18 protein-coding genes and 1 tRNA gene are annotated in these 15,983 nt (G+C 43.2%); 4 read left to right on the plus strand and 15 right to left on the minus strand.

Annotated elements, in window-relative coordinates:
• Nucleotides 1-40: 40 nt before the first annotated feature.
• Nucleotides 41-445 carry a VOC family protein gene (locus tag ACOJQI_RS19610; RefSeq protein ID WP_421381252.1) on the plus strand — a complete coding sequence of 135 codons (405 nt, stop codon included), beginning with the start codon at nt 41-43 and terminating at the stop codon, nt 443-445.
• Between the two features lie 48 nt (nt 446-493).
• Here ACOJQI_RS19610 and ACOJQI_RS19615 read toward each other — a convergent pair whose 3' ends face one another.
• From ACOJQI_RS19615 to ACOJQI_RS19630, 4 genes are all read right to left on the minus strand, one after another.
• On the minus strand, nt 494-625 hold the full coding sequence (locus ACOJQI_RS19615) for a hypothetical protein (RefSeq protein WP_421381254.1): 132 nt from the start codon (nt 623-625) through the stop codon (nt 494-496).
• A gap of 12 nt (nt 626-637) precedes the next feature.
• Nucleotides 638-3,055 carry a heavy metal translocating P-type ATPase gene (locus ACOJQI_RS19620; protein WP_421381255.1) on the minus strand — a complete coding sequence of 806 codons (2,418 nt, stop codon included), beginning with the start codon at nt 3,053-3,055 and terminating at the stop codon, nt 638-640.
• Nucleotides 3,056-3,133: 78 nt separating this feature from the next.
• Entirely contained in the window at nt 3,134-3,340 is a 207-nt protein-coding gene (gene copZ, locus ACOJQI_RS19625) for a copper chaperone CopZ (RefSeq protein ID WP_421381257.1), read from the minus strand.
• Between the two features lie 13 nt (nt 3,341-3,353).
• Complete coding sequence (locus tag ACOJQI_RS19630) at nt 3,354-3,692, minus strand: metal-sensitive transcriptional regulator (protein WP_421381259.1); 339 nt, start codon at nt 3,690-3,692, stop codon at nt 3,354-3,356.
• A gap of 184 nt (nt 3,693-3,876) precedes the next feature.
• On the opposite strand from ACOJQI_RS19630, the gene ACOJQI_RS19635 reads away from it, so the two are divergent.
• Together ACOJQI_RS19635 and ACOJQI_RS19640 are read left to right on the plus strand one after the other, a co-directional pair.
• On the plus strand, nt 3,877-4,899 hold the full coding sequence (locus ACOJQI_RS19635; protein WP_421381261.1) for a DUF3231 family protein: 1,023 nt from the start codon (nt 3,877-3,879) through the stop codon (nt 4,897-4,899).
• A 107-nt stretch (nt 4,900-5,006) separates the two neighbouring features.
• Nucleotides 5,007-5,080, plus strand: a tRNA-Arg gene (locus ACOJQI_RS19640).
• A 106-nt stretch (nt 5,081-5,186) separates the two neighbouring features.
• On the opposite strand, the gene ACOJQI_RS19645 is transcribed toward ACOJQI_RS19640, so the two are convergent.
• The gene (locus tag ACOJQI_RS19645) at nt 5,187-5,330 is read right to left on the minus strand and encodes a hypothetical protein (protein ID WP_421381263.1); all 144 of its coding nucleotides are present in this window, start codon (nt 5,328-5,330) and stop codon (nt 5,187-5,189) included.
• 211 nt (nt 5,331-5,541) lie between these two features.
• Here ACOJQI_RS19645 and ACOJQI_RS19650 point away from each other — a divergent pair, with 211 nt between their 5' ends.
• Nucleotides 5,542-6,744 (plus strand): MFS transporter, encoded by a 1,203-nt coding sequence (locus ACOJQI_RS19650; protein WP_421381265.1) that lies wholly within the window; start codon nt 5,542-5,544, stop codon nt 6,742-6,744.
• Nucleotides 6,745-6,783: 39 nt separating this feature from the next.
• Here ACOJQI_RS19650 and ACOJQI_RS19655 read toward each other — a convergent pair whose 3' ends face one another.
• From ACOJQI_RS19655 to ACOJQI_RS19700, 10 genes are all read right to left on the minus strand, one after another.
• On the minus strand, nt 6,784-8,466 hold the full coding sequence (locus ACOJQI_RS19655) for an acyl-CoA dehydrogenase family protein (protein ID WP_421381267.1): 1,683 nt from the start codon (nt 8,464-8,466) through the stop codon (nt 6,784-6,786).
• Nucleotides 8,463-9,986 (minus strand): class I adenylate-forming enzyme family protein, encoded by a 1,524-nt coding sequence (locus ACOJQI_RS19660; RefSeq protein ID WP_421385520.1) that lies wholly within the window; start codon nt 9,984-9,986, stop codon nt 8,463-8,465. Before ACOJQI_RS19660 ends, ACOJQI_RS19655 begins: the two co-directional genes overlap by 4 nt.
• Nucleotides 9,986-10,378 (minus strand): MerR family transcriptional regulator, encoded by a 393-nt coding sequence (locus ACOJQI_RS19665; RefSeq protein WP_421381269.1) that lies wholly within the window; start codon nt 10,376-10,378, stop codon nt 9,986-9,988. The genes ACOJQI_RS19660 and ACOJQI_RS19665 overlap by 1 nt, the downstream gene beginning before the upstream one ends.
• A 150-nt stretch (nt 10,379-10,528) precedes the next feature.
• Nucleotides 10,529-11,125: a hypothetical protein gene (locus ACOJQI_RS19670; protein WP_421381271.1), complete on the minus strand. Its 597-nt coding sequence runs from the start codon at nt 11,123-11,125 to the stop codon at nt 10,529-10,531.
• Nucleotides 11,126-11,465: 340 nt separating this feature from the next.
• Complete coding sequence (locus ACOJQI_RS19675) at nt 11,466-11,621, minus strand: hypothetical protein (RefSeq protein WP_421381273.1); 156 nt, start codon at nt 11,619-11,621, stop codon at nt 11,466-11,468.
• Nucleotides 11,622-11,691: 70 nt separating this feature from the next.
• Nucleotides 11,692-12,246, minus strand: a complete 555-nt coding sequence (locus ACOJQI_RS19680; RefSeq protein ID WP_421381275.1) for a hypothetical protein — start codon at nt 12,244-12,246, stop codon at nt 11,692-11,694.
• A gap of 141 nt (nt 12,247-12,387) precedes the next feature.
• Nucleotides 12,388-12,744 (minus strand): hypothetical protein, encoded by a 357-nt coding sequence (locus ACOJQI_RS19685; protein ID WP_421381277.1) that lies wholly within the window; start codon nt 12,742-12,744, stop codon nt 12,388-12,390.
• A gap of 101 nt (nt 12,745-12,845) precedes the next feature.
• Complete coding sequence (locus tag ACOJQI_RS19690) at nt 12,846-13,157, minus strand: MGMT family protein (RefSeq protein ID WP_421381279.1); 312 nt, start codon at nt 13,155-13,157, stop codon at nt 12,846-12,848.
• 15 nt (nt 13,158-13,172) lie between these two features.
• The gene (locus ACOJQI_RS19695) at nt 13,173-14,234 is read right to left on the minus strand and encodes a phosphatidylglycerol lysyltransferase domain-containing protein (protein ID WP_421381281.1); all 1,062 of its coding nucleotides are present in this window, start codon (nt 14,232-14,234) and stop codon (nt 13,173-13,175) included.
• Nucleotides 14,235-14,356: 122 nt separating this feature from the next.
• Nucleotides 14,357-15,817: an aldehyde dehydrogenase family protein gene (locus tag ACOJQI_RS19700; protein WP_421381283.1), complete on the minus strand. Its 1,461-nt coding sequence runs from the start codon at nt 15,815-15,817 to the stop codon at nt 14,357-14,359.
• Nucleotides 15,818-15,983 lie beyond the last annotated feature (166 nt).

The following is a 15,983-nucleotide window of genomic DNA, read 5'->3' on the forward strand; positions in this document are numbered from 1 at the left end:
GCCTATACTAGTAGTAGTAACTTCAAAAGGAGTGTTAAAAATGAAACAGGCAGTACCTTATCTTACATTCAATGGTAATGCAAAAGAAGCACTTGAGTATTATAAAGAAATGTTTGAAGGGGAGATCACCGGGCTCCAGACATTCGGGGAAGCGGATTACCCAACACCTCCTGAGATCGATGATAAGTTAATGCATGCCCGATTTGTAAAAGGGGATCTGCTATTGATGGCCTCAGATACTTTCCCTGGCAGCGAAGTGCAGGAGGGAAACAGCATTTCTTTGGTACTGGAATTTGAAAGTGAAGAGGAAATCCAAAAAGTCTACGACCGTCTCACCGCTAAAAGCACAGTACATATGGAACTTCAGGATACATTCTGGGGAGCGAAATTTGCAAAGGTAAAAGATCCTTTTGGGATCACTTGGGATCTGAATTATCAAAAATAATATCAAAAAGCACACAAGCAGAAATGACTGCTTGTGTGCCAAATAGATTTACTGTCCTATCTCTGCAGAATGTTCATCTTCATGGGACCCACTATCAGGACTTGTAGATTGATCATAGACAGTGTAACCTGCAATAACCAGCAAAAGATAAACCACAGCGGATATTACCCACTTCTTCATGTCATCGTCCTCCTACAGCTTTACTCTTTGGAGCCTTAATGCGTTCAATACCACTGAGACTGAACTGAAAGCCATCGCTGCTCCGGCAAGCCAAGGGGCAAGCAGTCCCACCGCCGCAATCGGGATTCCCAATGTGTTATAGCCAAATGCCCAAAACAGATTTTGTGTGATGTTTCTTATGGTTTTCTTGCTCATAAAGATGGCATCGGCAATACTGTTAAGGTCTCCGCGGATCAGCGTAATATCAGCGGCTTCCATAGCTACATCCGTCCCTGTGCCGATGGCCATTCCGATATCGGCAACCGCCAGTGCAGGAGCATCATTGATTCCATCACCGACCATTGCAACCTTCTTACCTTGTGCCTGCAGCTTCTTCACTTCATCCGCTTTCCCTTCAGGGAGGACTTCTGCAATGACATTTTCGATACCTGCCTCTTTTGCGATAGCCTCTGCTGTCTGACGGTTATCGCCTGTCATCATGATGACTTCAAGGCCCATCTCCTTCAAGCGGTTTACTGCTTCTTTTGAAGTGTCCTTTATCGTATCGGCAACTGCGATCAAGCCCGCATATTCACCATCAATCCCGACAAGCATGGCCGTTTTCCCTTCACGTTCAAGATCATTCTTTTTATGAAGGACAGCTTCTTCTATTGTAATATTCTCACGATCCATCAATTTTTTGGTTCCGATCAATACTTTCCGGTCATTGACCACTGCTGAAACACCAAAGCCCGGTACCGCCTCGAATTCTGAATTCCCGCTGATATCAATACCCTTTTCTTTGATGCCTTCCACAATGGAGACGGCTAAGGGGTGTTCAGAGGGACGTTCGGCTGCTCCGACTAACTTTAAAAACTCTGTTTCATCAAGAGCTGAAGCTACATCTGTCAAAACGGGTTTCCCGTTTGTGACTGTACCTGTCTTATCAAGAACCACTGTCGTGATGTTATGAGTTGTTTCCAGGTGCTCCCCGCCTTTAAACAGGATGCCGAATTCTGCTGAGCGGCCGGACCCTGCCATGATGGAGGTCGGTGTCGCAAGCCCCAATGCACATGGACAGGCAATGACAAGCACAGCGATCAGCTTCTCCAGGCTTTCTGCAAAATCTCCAGGAGTAACCCAGATGAACCATACCAGAAAAGTTATGACAGCAAGCCCAACCACTATAGGGACAAATATACCGGATATTCTGTCTGCCATCCTTTGAATCGGTGCTTTTGATCCTTGAGCTTCCTCTACCACTTTAATGATTTGGGCAAGCACTGTGTCTCTTCCGACTTTTGTGGCTTTGATTTTCAAAAATCCATTTTTGTTAATCGTAGAACCGATGACCTCATCGCCAACCGTCTTGTCGACTGGAACACTCTCACCGGTAAGCATGGATTCATCCAGCGCTGACCGTCCTTCAAGGACTTCCCCGTCAACAGGCACCTTTTCGCCCGGCTTTACATATACAACATCTCCAACTGTTACTTCTTCAAGCGGAATCTCGACTTCTTCATCATCCCGAAGGACCGTGGCTGTTTTCGCCTGCAATCCCATCAGCTTTTTAATCGCTTCAGAAGACCTACCTTTTGCTTTCGCTTCAAACAGCTTGCCAAGGATGATCAGTGTGATTAAAATCGCACTCGTCTCAAAATAAAGCTCAGTCATTCCTTCGTTTGTTCCGATTGACTGAATCGATAAGAATAAGCTGTAAAAGTAAGCTGCTGAAGTTCCCAACGCAACAAGAACATCCATATTAGCACTCTTATTTTTTAATGCTTTATAAGCACCGACGTAGAACTGCTTTCCGACCACAAATTGAACAGGGGTTGCCAATGCAAGCTGTACCCATGGGTTCATCAGCATTTCCGGCAGGTAAATAAAGGATGTAAACTCGAAATGGCTGACCATTGCCCATAGGAGCGGCAGCGAAAGGATCAGTGAAAAGATAAACTTTCCCTGCTGCTTTTGAATTTCTTTTTCCCTGTAGTCAGCTGTATCCTCAGGATTTTCATCAACAGTTTCTCTGGCACCATATCCAAGCTTCTCGACTCTTTTTACTAAATCGGAAGTTGTGACCAGGGCAGGGTTATATTCAACAGTTGCCTTCTCCAGTGCAAGATTTACATTTGCTTTGGAGACTCCATCTGTTTTATTCAGGCCTTTCTCAATACGGGTAGCACAGGCAGCACAAGTCATGCCGGTTATATCAAACTCAGCTTTTTGGGTTACCACATCATATCCTAAATCTTTAATTTTCTGCTGCAGGTCCTGTGGAGCTGTAATTGAGGAATCAAATTTGACAGAGGCTTTTTCCAATGCAAAGTTAACAGTTGCATCACTGACTCCTTCCACCTTTTTTAATCCTTTTTCAATTCTGGAGGCACAGGCTGCGCAGGTCATTCCTGTCACTTGATAATTTATATCTTTGGTTTTCTCACTCATGATTGACCCTCCTTATACCCAATAGGGGTATATTGTTTTCCGAAAGAAACGCGCCACCTTTGGCACGTTTCTGTGGGATTATTGAACGTCATATCCTTGATCGTCAATTGTTTCTTTAATGGTATCCAAAGTCACTTCACTTGAGTCATAGGATACATCTACTTTTCCAGATTCCAAGTGGACTTTTACTGATTGAACTCCATTCAATTCCCCGACACTGCCTTCAACTGCTTTTACGCAGTGTCCGCAAGACATGCCTGTAACATTTAGAGTAACGTTTTCCATTATAAACTCTCCTTTATTTTTTCATTAATTTTTGAATGGTGACCAGCACCTCATCTAATACTTCTGTATCGCCTTCCTGGATTCTTTCCAGCACACATGATTTCATATGCCCTTCCAGCAGGATTTTGGCAACACTGTTCATCGCAGACTGCGTAGCTGAAATTTGAGTGATTACATCATCACAGTACGTATCATTTTCAATCAGCCTTTTGATTCCGCGAATTTGTCCTTCAATCCGGTTGAGCCTTGTTACCAGATTGCTTTTTATTTTATCTGAATGGTGGCTTTTCCTGTCTTCATTTGATGAGCAACATGAATCGATTTCAACCATTTCTTCCGGGTTCGATACCATTGCGTCACCTCCCTTAACTTTATGTTACTATACCCCCCTATAGTATGTAAAGTGTTTAAGATATAAATCTTTTCGACATTTTCTCCTATATTCTTTTCACTGAAATATAAAATATGTATATGTATTTATTTACCCTAAGAACAAATAATAACTCTAAATGTTTATGTTTTCGGGAGGCTTTTTAATGTCTAACCATTCCACAAGATTAACATCAGGGGAATTGGCAACGCTTTGGACCACCTATCAAAATGATACCTCTTCCCTGTGTATGACCGAATATTTTCTGGCGAAGTGTGAGGATCCTGAGATCGAATCTCTCCTAAAACTAACTCAGGGCGCTTCCTTGGATCATATTGCTTTTCTAAAGGACCTATATGAGTCAGAACAAATTCCGATTCCTGCCGGTTTTTCTATTGAAAAGGATGTCAAACCGGAATCTCCGAGAATGTATGAAGATATGTTCTTCTTAATGTTCTTGAGGCAGATGGCCAAGGTTGGAATGATTACATACAGCGGCGCTCTTTCTCTGGCAGTCCGGGAAGATATCATTCATTTTTATCAAGGGTGCTTAGCCTTTACCAGTGATTTATACAAGAAAACCACTGAGATGGCTTTGAAAAAGGGAATCCTGGTCAGACCTCCGTATATTCCTTATCCAAAAGGAATTGATTTTGTTGATGAAAAAAGCTATTTCAGTTCCAGCTTGAATCCTTTTACTGAAAAACGCCCATTAAATGCGATTGAGATTTCACATTTGTTCATGAACACAGAAACAAACCTGCTCGGCAGCATGCTTACCACAAGCTTTGCTCAAATGGCCAGGACCAAAGAAGTCAAAGAGTTTATGGTAAGGGCTCAAGACGTGGCACAAAAACATATTAATATTTTCACCAAGACTCTTGTCGACAATAATATGCAGGCACCGATGTCTTGGGATACCAACGTCCAGGACAACACGTCCCCGATTTTTTCCGAAAAACTGATGATGTTCATGGTGACCCTTACAATAAACGCTGGAATGGGAAATTATGGTGTATCAGGAGCAGCAAGCATGAGGATGGATGTCGCAAGCAACTACTTCCGGCTGGCTCTTGAAACAGGAAGGCTTGGGAAAAGCGGTGCGGATATTATGGTAAAATACCGCTGGCTCGAAGAACCGCCACAGTCTCCTGACCGTAATAAGCTGCTGAAGAAAAACAGACAATAGATTATACTGTCCTAATTTTTAGGGCAGTATATTTTTTCCGAAGTCCGCCTTCAATTTCGGCAAATCAATTGACCCTGAGAAAAAAAACCTTTATAATAATATTCTGTGTCCCAGTAGCTCAGCTGGATAGAGCAACAGCCTCCTAAGCTGTAGGTCGCAAGTTCAAATCTTGCCTGGGACGTTAAAAAAAGAGTGTGGAATTCCCGGTTCAGCTGAGAATTTCACACTCTTTTTTCTTTTGGTAAACAATCCATATTAACTTAATTTCCTTCCGTCTCCTGAGTCTCTTATCTTCTGATTCGCCCGATTCGTTTCATGACCGGGATGCTGTAACAGTCGTCGCATATGCCGTCATTGTCCCTGAATTCTATTTCATCCAAAATCTCTTTCCTGCACTTAGAGCAAATCATTTTCTTTGTAACCTGCTCCATCCTATCACCTCCATATTATGACAATTCGACATTATTCAGAATTTTCCTTCTACAAAAACGTCTGTTTCTGGCTTATTCATGAATATTGCCGAGGATGGATTCCCTGGTCCAGCCCCGCGTTTCAAAAGAAATATAAAAAAAGATTCCTAAGGATCGGGACCTGTAGTATATTTAGAAAAGCGAAATATATGGAACTTGCGAGGTCTATTTTATGTGGAAAAATAAAAATGTCTGGATTATTTTGATGGGTGAATTTGTTGCCGGTCTTGGCTTATGGCTTGGGATCATCGGCAACCTTGAATTCATGCAGGAAAAAGTTCCTTCTGATTTCCTTAAATCCTTGATTCTGGCTGTGGGACTGCTGGCAGGACTGCTGCTGGGCCCACTGGCTGGAAGGGTGACGGATCAAGTTGATAAGAAAAGAGTCATGCTCATCTCCGGTTTCGGCCGGGCAATCAGTGTACTGTTCATGTTTGCCGCGATTCACACAGGCTCCGTTTGGTGGATGGTCGTCTTTATGGTATTCATTCAGGTGTCAGCCGCCTTCTATTTCCCGGCACTTCAGGCTGCGATTCCAATGGTGGTAAAGGAAAAAGACCTGCTTCAGCTGAACGGTGTCCATATGAATGTGGCGACTCTTTCAAGGATACTGGGGACAGCTCTGGCAGGCGTCCTCCTGGTTGTCCTGTCTTTATCGATGCTGTATTTCCTTTCCTTGGTTGCGTACTTGCTGCTGTTCTTCCTGACCTTCTTTTTACAGCTGGAAGAACCCGCTGCCGGAACCATCCAGAAAGGAAAGGCAAAGTCGGGAGGTTTCAAGGAAGTGTTCCCGATCATCAAGGGCCTGCCGATTGTCATGATGACCCTGATCATGACTCTGATACCATTGTTATTTCTCGGTGGTTTCAATCTGTTGGTCATCAATATCAGTGAATTGCAGGACAGTGCGGCAATCAAGGGCTGGATTTATACAGCCGAAGGGATTGCCTTTATGCTGGGGGCTTTCTTCGTTAAACAAATCAGCGGCAAAAGGTCACCGTACCTTATTCTGTTCCTTTTCTCGTTTGTCATGGGGATTGCACAGATGATGCTTTTCTTTGCTGATCATGCGGTCTTGGCAGTATCTGCCTTTGCGGTATTCGGTTTCGCAGTCGGCTGCTTTTTCCCGACAGCAGCGACAATTTTCCAAACCCGTATTCCAAAAGAATTCCACGGCCGTTTCTTTTCTTTCAGAAACATGATGGACCGACTGATTTTCCAAATCGTCCTGCTCATGACCGGCTTGTTCCTTGACCTGATGGGAATACAGCATATGACACTTATGTTCGGAATTGTTTCACTTACGGCAACTGCCCTCTTCTACTGGAAGTACCGCCAGTTAAAAGAGACGGTCCTTGCCGAAAAAGCAGGCTGAAAGCCACCACACCGCTCATGGCAGTGTGGTGTTTTTGTATTATTTGACTGGCGTCAGCTGCGGGCTGCAGATTATTTCAAAATAGGAGACGGATTTCATTTCCTTATCGAAAATCCGCTGGCCCCATGTTTTTTCAATGAAGATTTCCGCTTTGGCGCGCTCCCTTTCTCCGCCTTCTGATGCCTCATTTAAACTGATCCAGCTTTCATAAATGGCTGTCATACGGTCCCCGATTTTTTTGGCATGGAAAGTTTGAATGTCTTCAGATGCTCCTGCCACATACTCTGTTAACTCCTCCAGTTCCTTCAGTCCTTGTAAAACCGGTTCTTTTAATGAATCCAAAGAAGCAGGAACAGTTTTCAGCTTCTCATTCATCTCCTCGATAAACAAATCATGGGCATTATGGCGGTTCATCAACCGGAGAATTTCAAGGCCAAGGATATTGGCTGTCCCTTCCCACACCGTCAGTACCTGTGCATCCCGCAGGAGCCTTGGCAGGACGAAATCTTCTATGAATCCATTTCCGCCATGCAATTCAATTGCTTCATGGGAAAAATGAATGGCCTGCTCTGCTGTTTCTTTTTTTAACAGGGCAATGAGCAGCCTATTCAGAACCATTTCTTTTTCAGAGACTGGCTGTTCATGGGACATGACTTTATCGAACAGTTCAACAAGTGAAAAGACGGAACTGGTCTCGACCTCCTGCTTAACCGCCAGGTGAGTCAATGTTTCTTTCACCATCGGATATTCTGCGAGCTTCTTACCGAATGCCTCCCTGTGATAAGCGTAATTCCTTGCTTCCATATAAGCCCGGCGCATAATCCCGATTGAAGCTATCGCATTGCAGACCCTCGACAGATTGAGTGCTTCCATCATATAATGAATTCCTTTCGAAGGTTCTCCGACCAGATAAGCCTCTGCTCCTTCGAATTCCACTTCAGCCGATGGAACGGCCCGGACACCCAGCTTGTCTTTCAGTCTCCTGATTTTAATGCCGTTGAGCTTGCCATCGTCTTTTCGCCAAGGGACCGCAAACAGGCTCAATCCCTTTGTGCCCGCTTTGGCTCCTTCCATTCTGGCCAATACCATTGCCACTCCGCACATACCTGAATTTGAAGCAAAATATTTTTCCCCGCAGAGCTGATAGGTGTCACCGTGTTTGACAGCCTTGGTGTCATTGGCTCCGACATCCGATCCACCCTGCCGCTCTGTCAGGAATGTCGCTCCTTCATACAATTGAGTTTCTCCTGTTGACAGGACATGTGGCAGGAACCTCTCTTTGATTTCATCACTCGCATAATGTTCAAGAAGGTAGGCAGTAGCCATCGTCAGGGTGACAGGGCAATAGAATCCCGGCTCTGACTGCGACAGCAAATAACCCTGTGCATAAGAATAGAGATAATTTCCTTTCCGTCCGAGTTCCGGTATCGGTTTATGGATGTAACCCACAATCCCTTTGTTATAGGTATCTTCAACCGTTTGCTTATATCCTTCATTGACCCAGACTTCTGAGATATCTTCCCCGAACCGATCATATTTGATCAGCCTCGGCTGGCCTTCGCGGTCAGTATGGACAGCCCGGTCATCAATCTCCCCGGCACACATACGGCCGAACTCTTTCAATTCATTATGAGCCCACCCTCTCAACTCTGCTTCCAGTGATTTTTTTAAAAGATTGATAAAATGAGGGTCTTCTAAATAAAAGTTTTCAATCGATTTCATTGTATTACCCCGCTTTTGTTTTGATCTCGCAGAACCTGTTTCAAGATCTTCCCTGTCGCATTCCGCGGCAGTTCTGTCACCTGTTCGTACAGTTTCGGAATTTTATATCCTGCAAGTTTACCGGACAGATAGGCTTTGCAGGTTTCTTTTACATCCTCAAAGGCTTCTGATGCAACGATATAGGCTTTTACGGTTTCACCCCACTCCGGATGCGGTACACCGATGACGGCTGCCTCGGAAATGGCAGGATGAGAAGCGAGAGCCTCTTCAACCTCTTTAGGATATACATTCACACCGCCGGAGATGATCAAATCTTTCTTCCGGTCGACGACCCAGACATAACCCTCCTCATCCTTCTTAGCCAGGTCACCGGTTTTCAACCAGCCGTTGTGATAAGCGTCTTCAGTTTTTTCAGGCTCTTTATAATAGCCCTTCATGTTCCCCTCACCGTAAAGAAGGATTTCACCGACTTCGCCTGGCTGTACTTCGTTGCCTTCATCATCGGCGATTTTAAATTCAGTTCCCAGGGCAGCCCTTCTGCCGATACTGCCCGAGTGCTTTTCGTGTTCAGCCGGGAGCAGAAGCGTCCCCGTAGGTCCCGCTTCAGTCAGGCCGTACACGCAGCAAAGGCTTTCCGTCTTGAACTTTTCTTTGATAAATTGAACTTCAGGCTGGGAGAGCGGTGCCCCTCCATATACCCAGAATTTCATGGTTGATAAATTGAACGTTTCGATATTAGGCATTTTCGCAGTGAACAGGTAAGCAACCGGTGCTCCAAAGAAATGAGTGATCTTTTCATTGTCAACCAGTTTCAGAAGCGCTTCCGGAGTAAATGTCGGCGATAATACGTGAGCTGCTCCCACATAAGTTCCTGCGACCAGGAATAAATGAAGCGGGGCTGAATGACTCAACGGCATCATATGAAGGATGCGGCTCTCCAGTTTCATTTCCATCTCCACGCACATCATGATGGCAGCACTTAAAATATTGCGGTAGGTAAACAGAACGCCCTTTGGCCTCCCTGTTGTTCCTGAGGTGTATAATATAGTGGCTTCATCATCTTCTTTGAGGTCACAGGCAATCGGTGTATCCATTCCGCTTTCAAGCACCTGTTGGAAGCTTTTCCAGGCACCTTGCATTTCACCTGTTTTAATCAGAATGAGGTCTTTAGTTTGAAGGTTTGAAACAGAGGCAAACAGCATCTCATTGACAATGAGAGCTTTGGCATCACTGTGTTCCAGGATGTACTGAACTTCTTCCCCTGTCAGCTTGGCATTCACAGGTACGATGATTCCCCCCAGTCTCAGGACAGAAAAATAAGTAATGGCAAACTCCAGTGTGTTGGGCATGAAAAGGACGACTTTGTCCCCTGAGGTTATGCCCTGCTGCTTCAAAGCGGAGGCGAACTTGTTCACCTGCTGATCCAATTCAAAGTAATTCACACGCTGTTCACCTGAGATGACTGCATCCTGATAAGGATATTTACGGGCATTTCTTTCAAGTAGTTTGGAAATATTCATCATTCATCTCTCCCCAATTGTTCAAGTCTCTTAATAAAATCATCACGAAGATTCTCCAAGTCGTGTTTCATATTTTCAAGCTCTTGGATCCGGTCACTCACCTCCTCTATTTTTTGATTGCCATATTCAATGGTCCTTTCCAGTTGTGCCTTGCCGCTGCGGTCCCTGTCAAAGAGATGGATCATTTCTTTGATTTCATCTAAAGAAAATCCGAACCGCTTCCCGCGGATGATCAGCTTAAGACGGGCATACTCCTTTCTGGAATATACCCTCCTGCCGTTTTCATTCCTTTCAGGGCTCAGAAGATCCAGCTCTTCATAATACCTGATGGTCCTTGTAGTAATATCGAATTCTTCCGCAAGCTGTGAAATTGAGTAGTTCATCCTGATCATCCCGTATCTGAATTTTTAGATAATTATATTTTATCATTAACGTTAACGTTAACTTCAAGATTCTTTTAGGATTAAATTTTCTTGACTGTTCACGCCCTGAACAGCCATCAAAAAAATCCACCAGCGAGAAAGCTGCTGGTGGATTTTCGTCTATTTAAAATGGACCTTCTTGGAGCCTTCCAAGAACAAAGCAGTACTATCCTTTGAATTGGACCTTCTCCAATAAAGGATAATGAACAAAGGCCAGAGTATGACCGTTACAAAGAGCAGCAACAGCATTTTGACCAGTGAACTCGTAAGCAGTTTACTTTTCAAATCATCCTTATACTGATCAAAAAAGCTGCTGACCTCTTCATTGCCAGCCACTTCCCCAAATGTCAGGAAGATGTCATTATCCACATCGTAAAAGAAGACGTCTTTCTTTCCAAAGAAAAAAATAGTGTCACGCTGTTCCCGAAACTCCCCATAACCAACCATAATTTTAGCATTATACGTTTCCGTTTTTTCTTCATTTTCAGGTGTAGCGGGATCGTCAACCTGGACAATTTTATCAACGACTCCATCCAGTTCAAGGGTATCCATTACTTTCAAAGAATTTTTATGATAGTAGAATTCCGCTTTTCGCAAGTACTCCTCCAGCTTTTGCGGAAAATATTCTGCTTCACCCGCTGCGTTTGCTTTTTTATCTGCCCATACAATAAAGCACAGACATAGACAAAAGATTAATAATGTTTTTATATTTTTCAAAAAATCTCCCCCCATGTTTTTCTCAATACAAACATCTATACAGTGAAGTCAAACACTATCACGCATGTTCATTTATGTATTGTCTGGTGAGGTTCTATTTTCTTTCTTTATCTACACGCCTCCTTTCCTCTGGATTACGTGATATCGAAGCAATTAATACCATTATATTCCACTACAAGCAGTAAGTATGGCTAAAAAAGTGGAAAATATTGAAAAATCTATGTCCATTTGTTTCTTTGCATTGTTTTAACACCAAATAAAAAAACAACCCGGGAAATCCCGGATTGTTTTCTCGTGACTTTTAGTATTGAGTTAGAGATAAAGTCTAAAACTACCTTCTCTATTTTTCCTCTTCATTGTGATCAAGAATATGATATTGACTTTCATCATATTTCTCAAGGTCCTTCTTGGATTTTCGTCTGAATAACAGCACGACAATCAATGCCGGAACCGCTAAAATTATATAACCGAAGACAAGATTTAAAAAGCCATCCATCAACATCTTCCTTTCAAAAAAAACTTATCTTCATTATATCTTTTTAGGGCTCAATTCTAAAATCATTGAATTATAGGAAATAGTCCTTCCCCGAACGCCGGACTCTTCGTTCTGCCTTATAACCGCTGATTTCCCTTGCAAGGATGGACTTCCGAAAACCTTTTTGACGGATAAACTCCTTAATTTCTTCCGGACTTTGATAAGAGAGACGGATGTAATAATAGTTGATATACTCTAACAGGGTAAACCCATATAGCAAGATAAAAAACCAATGATAACTTGCGGGGTATCCTCTCCCATCAAAAACGTAAAATCCCGCTCCTGTCAATAGTAATAAAATGTTGATGACTTTTAACTTTTCAAATAAAAAAAGCTGCAAGGACGTTAACTTATTTTCCTTTTGTCCCTTCTTAAGCATCCTCCATTTCAAATACCAGTATAAACTCCCCTGTACAAGGAGGAATTCCAATATGATGAACGTAAAAACAGTCGGGAGTGAAGTAAGATAAGGAGTGCGCCAATTAAAATAACGGCTGTACCAGACCCAAAGAACAGCAAACATGAATAGCGCAAAGGCTTCCCCGAACATTAAACTTGTTAACTTTTTTATTACTTTTTCTTTCATGGTATCCCCTTTGATTTATATTCGTTTCTTTTATAGTTTTGTTTATTAATCATTCAAAGCAAAAAAGGAACGTCTCTGCCACGAACATGAATAAAGTTATGATGACGAATTTGGGAATCCATATCGTCCACCTCCCTATTCCTACCAGAACGATTTGGTCGCAAAGCAACCCGTGATGAGGACAGTAGCAGCACCAAGTACCACCAGCAACATCCCTCTTGAGGTTTGGTTAGACAGTTCAGCCCCCTCAATGATCATCCCTGTCCCAATCAAACCGAACGCGGCACACCTGAGTATCACAGATGGGAAAGCTAAAGATATAAAGATAAGCAAGGAACCAGCAGGCATCAGAAGGGATGAGAGCAGCAGGAGAGGATTTTTCAACTCTCCTTTAAATTGCTCTTTTTCATCAGGAGTAAATTTCAAATATTCTTTTCTCATCGAAACAGCCCCAAATACCAGGATTAAGACAATTCCAATTACCCAGACAATATCCATCCCTGCTCCTCTATTCTTTAGGAAGATTTTGATTTATTTTAACATATTTAACCATTCAGTGATTATAAAAAATAGACACTTTCTTTTAGTAAGAAAGTGTCTTATTCCTCTAGATCCCATCGATATTCTTCCAAATTGATTTTCCCATGAATGCCGACTTCCACGCCTTCCATCTCCAAGTTCAGTCTTTGCTCTTCAAAGGGGTCCTCTTCCTGGAGAGCGATCTGCCCCTTGGCATTGATGACACGATGCCAGGGAAGTTTGTGTTTCCTGCTCATCGAGTGGAGAATCCTGACTACTTGGCGGGCAGCACGCGGGCTCCCGGCCAAGCCGGCTATCTGACCATAGGTCATGACCTTGCCTGGCGGAATTTGTTTGATAATCTCAACAACTTTTTCTGTGAAAGGTGTCACTTGTAAAACTCCTTATCATTTTCCCGTCAGTATCTTCACACGGGGTCTGCCATTGATCAGCAGAAGCAATTGTATGACGGCGATTGGAAGAATTGTTTTTTTATACGCTAAATACTTTGGCTCCCAGCGTGTAGAAAACTTGTCCTTGAATTCCTTCAATCCCCTGAAATTATACAGAGAGTTCCCATACAGATAGGCGAGACGGATAATCTTCTCGCTGGTGAAGGAATGGCTGCAGTTACCGACATTGGAAAGCGGCGACATCCCAAGACTGCAGGTTTCATAGCCTTGAGCCTTTGCCCAGTTAAAGATAAGGACAAATAATACATCCATCGTTCCATGAGGGCTGTCAGAAACCTTTCTCATCAAGTCGATACTGACTGTATTTCTATAGTTTGTGGCCAGCGTTGAAAACGCAATCAGCTTTCCATCGGAGTCCCTCAACACCGCAATCGGAAACCTGGATACATAATCTTCCCTGAATGATGCCACCGAGAATTCCTTTTCTTTCTGGTTGCCAAGCCAAGACTTAGACACATCAGTAATTTCAGATAGGTATTCTTTTGTGAATGGGGGATGGCCGACTTCAAAAGTAAAGCCATTCCTTTCAAATTTATTTAATCTTGTCCGCAGCTTTGCGTTCTGCTTGCCTTCCATCGTGAAGGCTCTCAGGTCTACCTGTCCTTCCTCCCCAAGCTTGATGAACCTGTAGCCAGAGTCATGATAATATTGCATATACTTGGAGCTGATTTGATAAAAAACAGGCTTCAGCCCTTTATTTTTGCTATATTCACAGAACTCCTTGATGGAATCCTTGATATTTTCTTCACTGCCTATTGGGTCTCCCAATACAATCAATTTATTGGCGATTCGTCTATATACGATAAAAACGGTTTGATCCTTCGTCCAAAAAACTTCTTTGTCTTTTAAAAAGGTTAAGTGGGTTAAATGACTTCCCCCTCTTTCTTTTAAGATGGGGATCATCTGTTCAAAGTGCCCTTCAAAGGGACATGAAGGAAATCCCTTTTTGACAGAAGATGCCTGTTCCAAGGAATTGAATTGATTAATATCCAACATGCTCTTGCCTCCTGATAGAATTACCTCATTACTATACCATACAGAAGGCCCGAGAATAGGATAATTTTTAACATATATTGATAGAAAAAGGACCTGCTAAAGTCGCAGGTCCTCCATGTTATTTAGAATGGATACTCTCTGTATTCTTTCTGTACTGATACCCATTTGGTTTGTGTGAATTCTTCTGTTACCCAAGGGTTTCCAAATCGGCCCATGCCGCTTGATTTTGTTCCGCCAAATGGGACAGTCGGACTGTCGTTGACCGTTTGGTCGTTAATATGTGTCATACCGCTTTCAACTTTAAGGGCGAGTTCTTCCCCTTTCTCCAGGTCGGAAGTGAAGATCGCCGAACTTAAACCGAATTCTGTGTCATTTGCCAATTCGATTGCCTGTTCGTCTGTTTCCGCTTTGATGATAGTTACAATCGGAGAGAAAAGTTCCGTTTGTGCCAGCTCACTCTTGTTATCTACATCAACGAAAATGGTTGGCGTCAGGATATTTCCTTCACGCTTCCCTTCCAGTACACATTTAGTGCCATCTTTTTTCGCTGCCTCTATAAAGCCAAGAGCTTTTTCAATTTGGTCATTGTTAATCAGCGGTCCAATCACCGTATTAGGATCGGTTGGATCACCATAAGGCAGCTGCTTCGTTCTCTCCGTAAATTTCTCAATAAACGCATCATACTTATCCTCTTGGACAATGATACGGTTAATGATCATGCAGATCTGCCCCTGGTGGATGAACTTCCCGAATATCGCTGCATCCACGGCGCGGTCAACGTCCGCGTCAGATAACACAACAAACGGATTATTGCCTCCGAGTTCCAAGGCCACACGTTTTAACATGCTTCCCGCAATCTTACCGATATGCTTTCCAACCGGAGTCGATCCAGTGAAGCTGATCAACTGAGAATGAGGAGATGTCAGCATATCGTCGCCGATTTCTTCAAGGTCGGTCACGATACTGTTGAATACCCCTTTTGGAAGGCCTGCTTGTTCAAAGGCTTTGGCGATGATGGCCCCGCCTGTCAAACTCGTTTGAATATCCGGTTTGTGAACGACCGTATTTCCCAAGGCAATAGCAGGCGCTATCGTTCTCATTGACAGATTCATTGGAAAGTTAAAAGGGGAAATGGAGGTAATGACTCCTAATGGTAAATGGTGAACATGATTCACTTTCCCCTCAATTAGTGAATCCACTTCCTCCACTTCTTCCAAGTGATAAGCCATCTTTGCAGCCTCTCTTGTCAGGCCGATTGTCAGTTCCAATTCCACATGGGCTTTTACCACGTTCCCTCCTGTTTCCTTGGAAATAATCGGGACAATTTCATCCTTATGCTTTTCTAAGTAATCAGCAGCCTTAAGAAGAATCTCCTCTCTCTCCTTCGCAGATGTCTGCCCCCACTGTTTCTGGGCATCTTTTGCAATCAGGAACGTTTCCTCCAGCTGCTCGGCTGTCGCCAAAGATAGTGTATTGATGACAGTATCATCATATTTATTCAAGTTATCATAGGTGCGTCCACTTTTCCCTTCCGTCCACTCACCGTTTATAAAGCTGGTTGTATACTGTTCAAACTGCTCCATTTGTAGTCTCCTCTCTGTTTAAAGTAAGGAAACTATGCCCTCTCCAAATAAAAAAGCATAGTTTTATCAAAATTGTTTTTAAGTTTATCCATAGAATTAATTTATCCTCTGTGGTTTTGCATGAAACATTTATAAAGAAGCCATATTCAGGAAGCTGAATATGGCT

The sequence above is a fragment of the Bacillus salacetis genome (assembly GCF_049177075.1).
GTDB classification, from domain to species: Bacteria; Bacillota; Bacilli; order Bacillales; family Bacillaceae_B; genus Rossellomorea; species Rossellomorea salacetis_A.

What these genes read in the sequence shown, in the direction of transcription:
- ACOJQI_RS19610 (WP_421381252.1), top strand. Translation starts at nt 41, where the DNA reads ATGAAACAGGCAGTACCTTATCTTACATTCAATGGTAATGCAAAAGAA.
- ACOJQI_RS19615 (WP_421381254.1), bottom strand. Translation starts at nt 625, where the DNA reads ATGAAGAAGTGGGTAATATCCGCTGTGGTTTATCTTTTGCTGGTTATT.
- ACOJQI_RS19620 (WP_421381255.1), bottom strand. Translation starts at nt 3,055, where the DNA reads ATGAGTGAGAAAACCAAAGATATAAATTATCAAGTGACAGGAATGACC.
- copZ (WP_421381257.1), bottom strand. Translation starts at nt 3,340, where the DNA reads ATGGAAAACGTTACTCTAAATGTTACAGGCATGTCTTGCGGACACTGC.
- ACOJQI_RS19630 (WP_421381259.1), bottom strand. Translation starts at nt 3,692, where the DNA reads ATGGTATCGAACCCGGAAGAAATGGTTGAAATCGATTCATGTTGCTCA.
- ACOJQI_RS19635 (WP_421381261.1), top strand. Translation starts at nt 3,877, where the DNA reads ATGTCTAACCATTCCACAAGATTAACATCAGGGGAATTGGCAACGCTT.
- ACOJQI_RS19645 (WP_421381263.1), bottom strand. Translation starts at nt 5,330, where the DNA reads ATGGAGCAGGTTACAAAGAAAATGATTTGCTCTAAGTGCAGGAAAGAG.
- ACOJQI_RS19650 (WP_421381265.1), top strand. Translation starts at nt 5,542, where the DNA reads ATGTGGAAAAATAAAAATGTCTGGATTATTTTGATGGGTGAATTTGTT.
- ACOJQI_RS19655 (WP_421381267.1), bottom strand. Translation starts at nt 8,466, where the DNA reads ATGAAATCGATTGAAAACTTTTATTTAGAAGACCCTCATTTTATCAAT.
- ACOJQI_RS19660 (WP_421385520.1), bottom strand. Translation starts at nt 9,986, where the DNA reads ATGAATATTTCCAAACTACTTGAAAGAAATGCCCGTAAATATCCTTAT.
- ACOJQI_RS19665 (WP_421381269.1), bottom strand. Translation starts at nt 10,378, where the DNA reads ATGATCAGGATGAACTACTCAATTTCACAGCTTGCGGAAGAATTCGAT.
- ACOJQI_RS19675 (WP_421381273.1), bottom strand. Translation starts at nt 11,621, where the DNA reads ATGGATGGCTTTTTAAATCTTGTCTTCGGTTATATAATTTTAGCGGTT.
- ACOJQI_RS19680 (WP_421381275.1), bottom strand. Translation starts at nt 12,246, where the DNA reads ATGAAAGAAAAAGTAATAAAAAAGTTAACAAGTTTAATGTTCGGGGAA.
- ACOJQI_RS19685 (WP_421381277.1), bottom strand. Translation starts at nt 12,744, where the DNA reads ATGGATATTGTCTGGGTAATTGGAATTGTCTTAATCCTGGTATTTGGG.
- ACOJQI_RS19695 (WP_421381281.1), bottom strand. Translation starts at nt 14,234, where the DNA reads ATGTTGGATATTAATCAATTCAATTCCTTGGAACAGGCATCTTCTGTC.
- ACOJQI_RS19700 (WP_421381283.1), bottom strand. Translation starts at nt 15,817, where the DNA reads ATGGAGCAGTTTGAACAGTATACAACCAGCTTTATAAACGGTGAGTGG.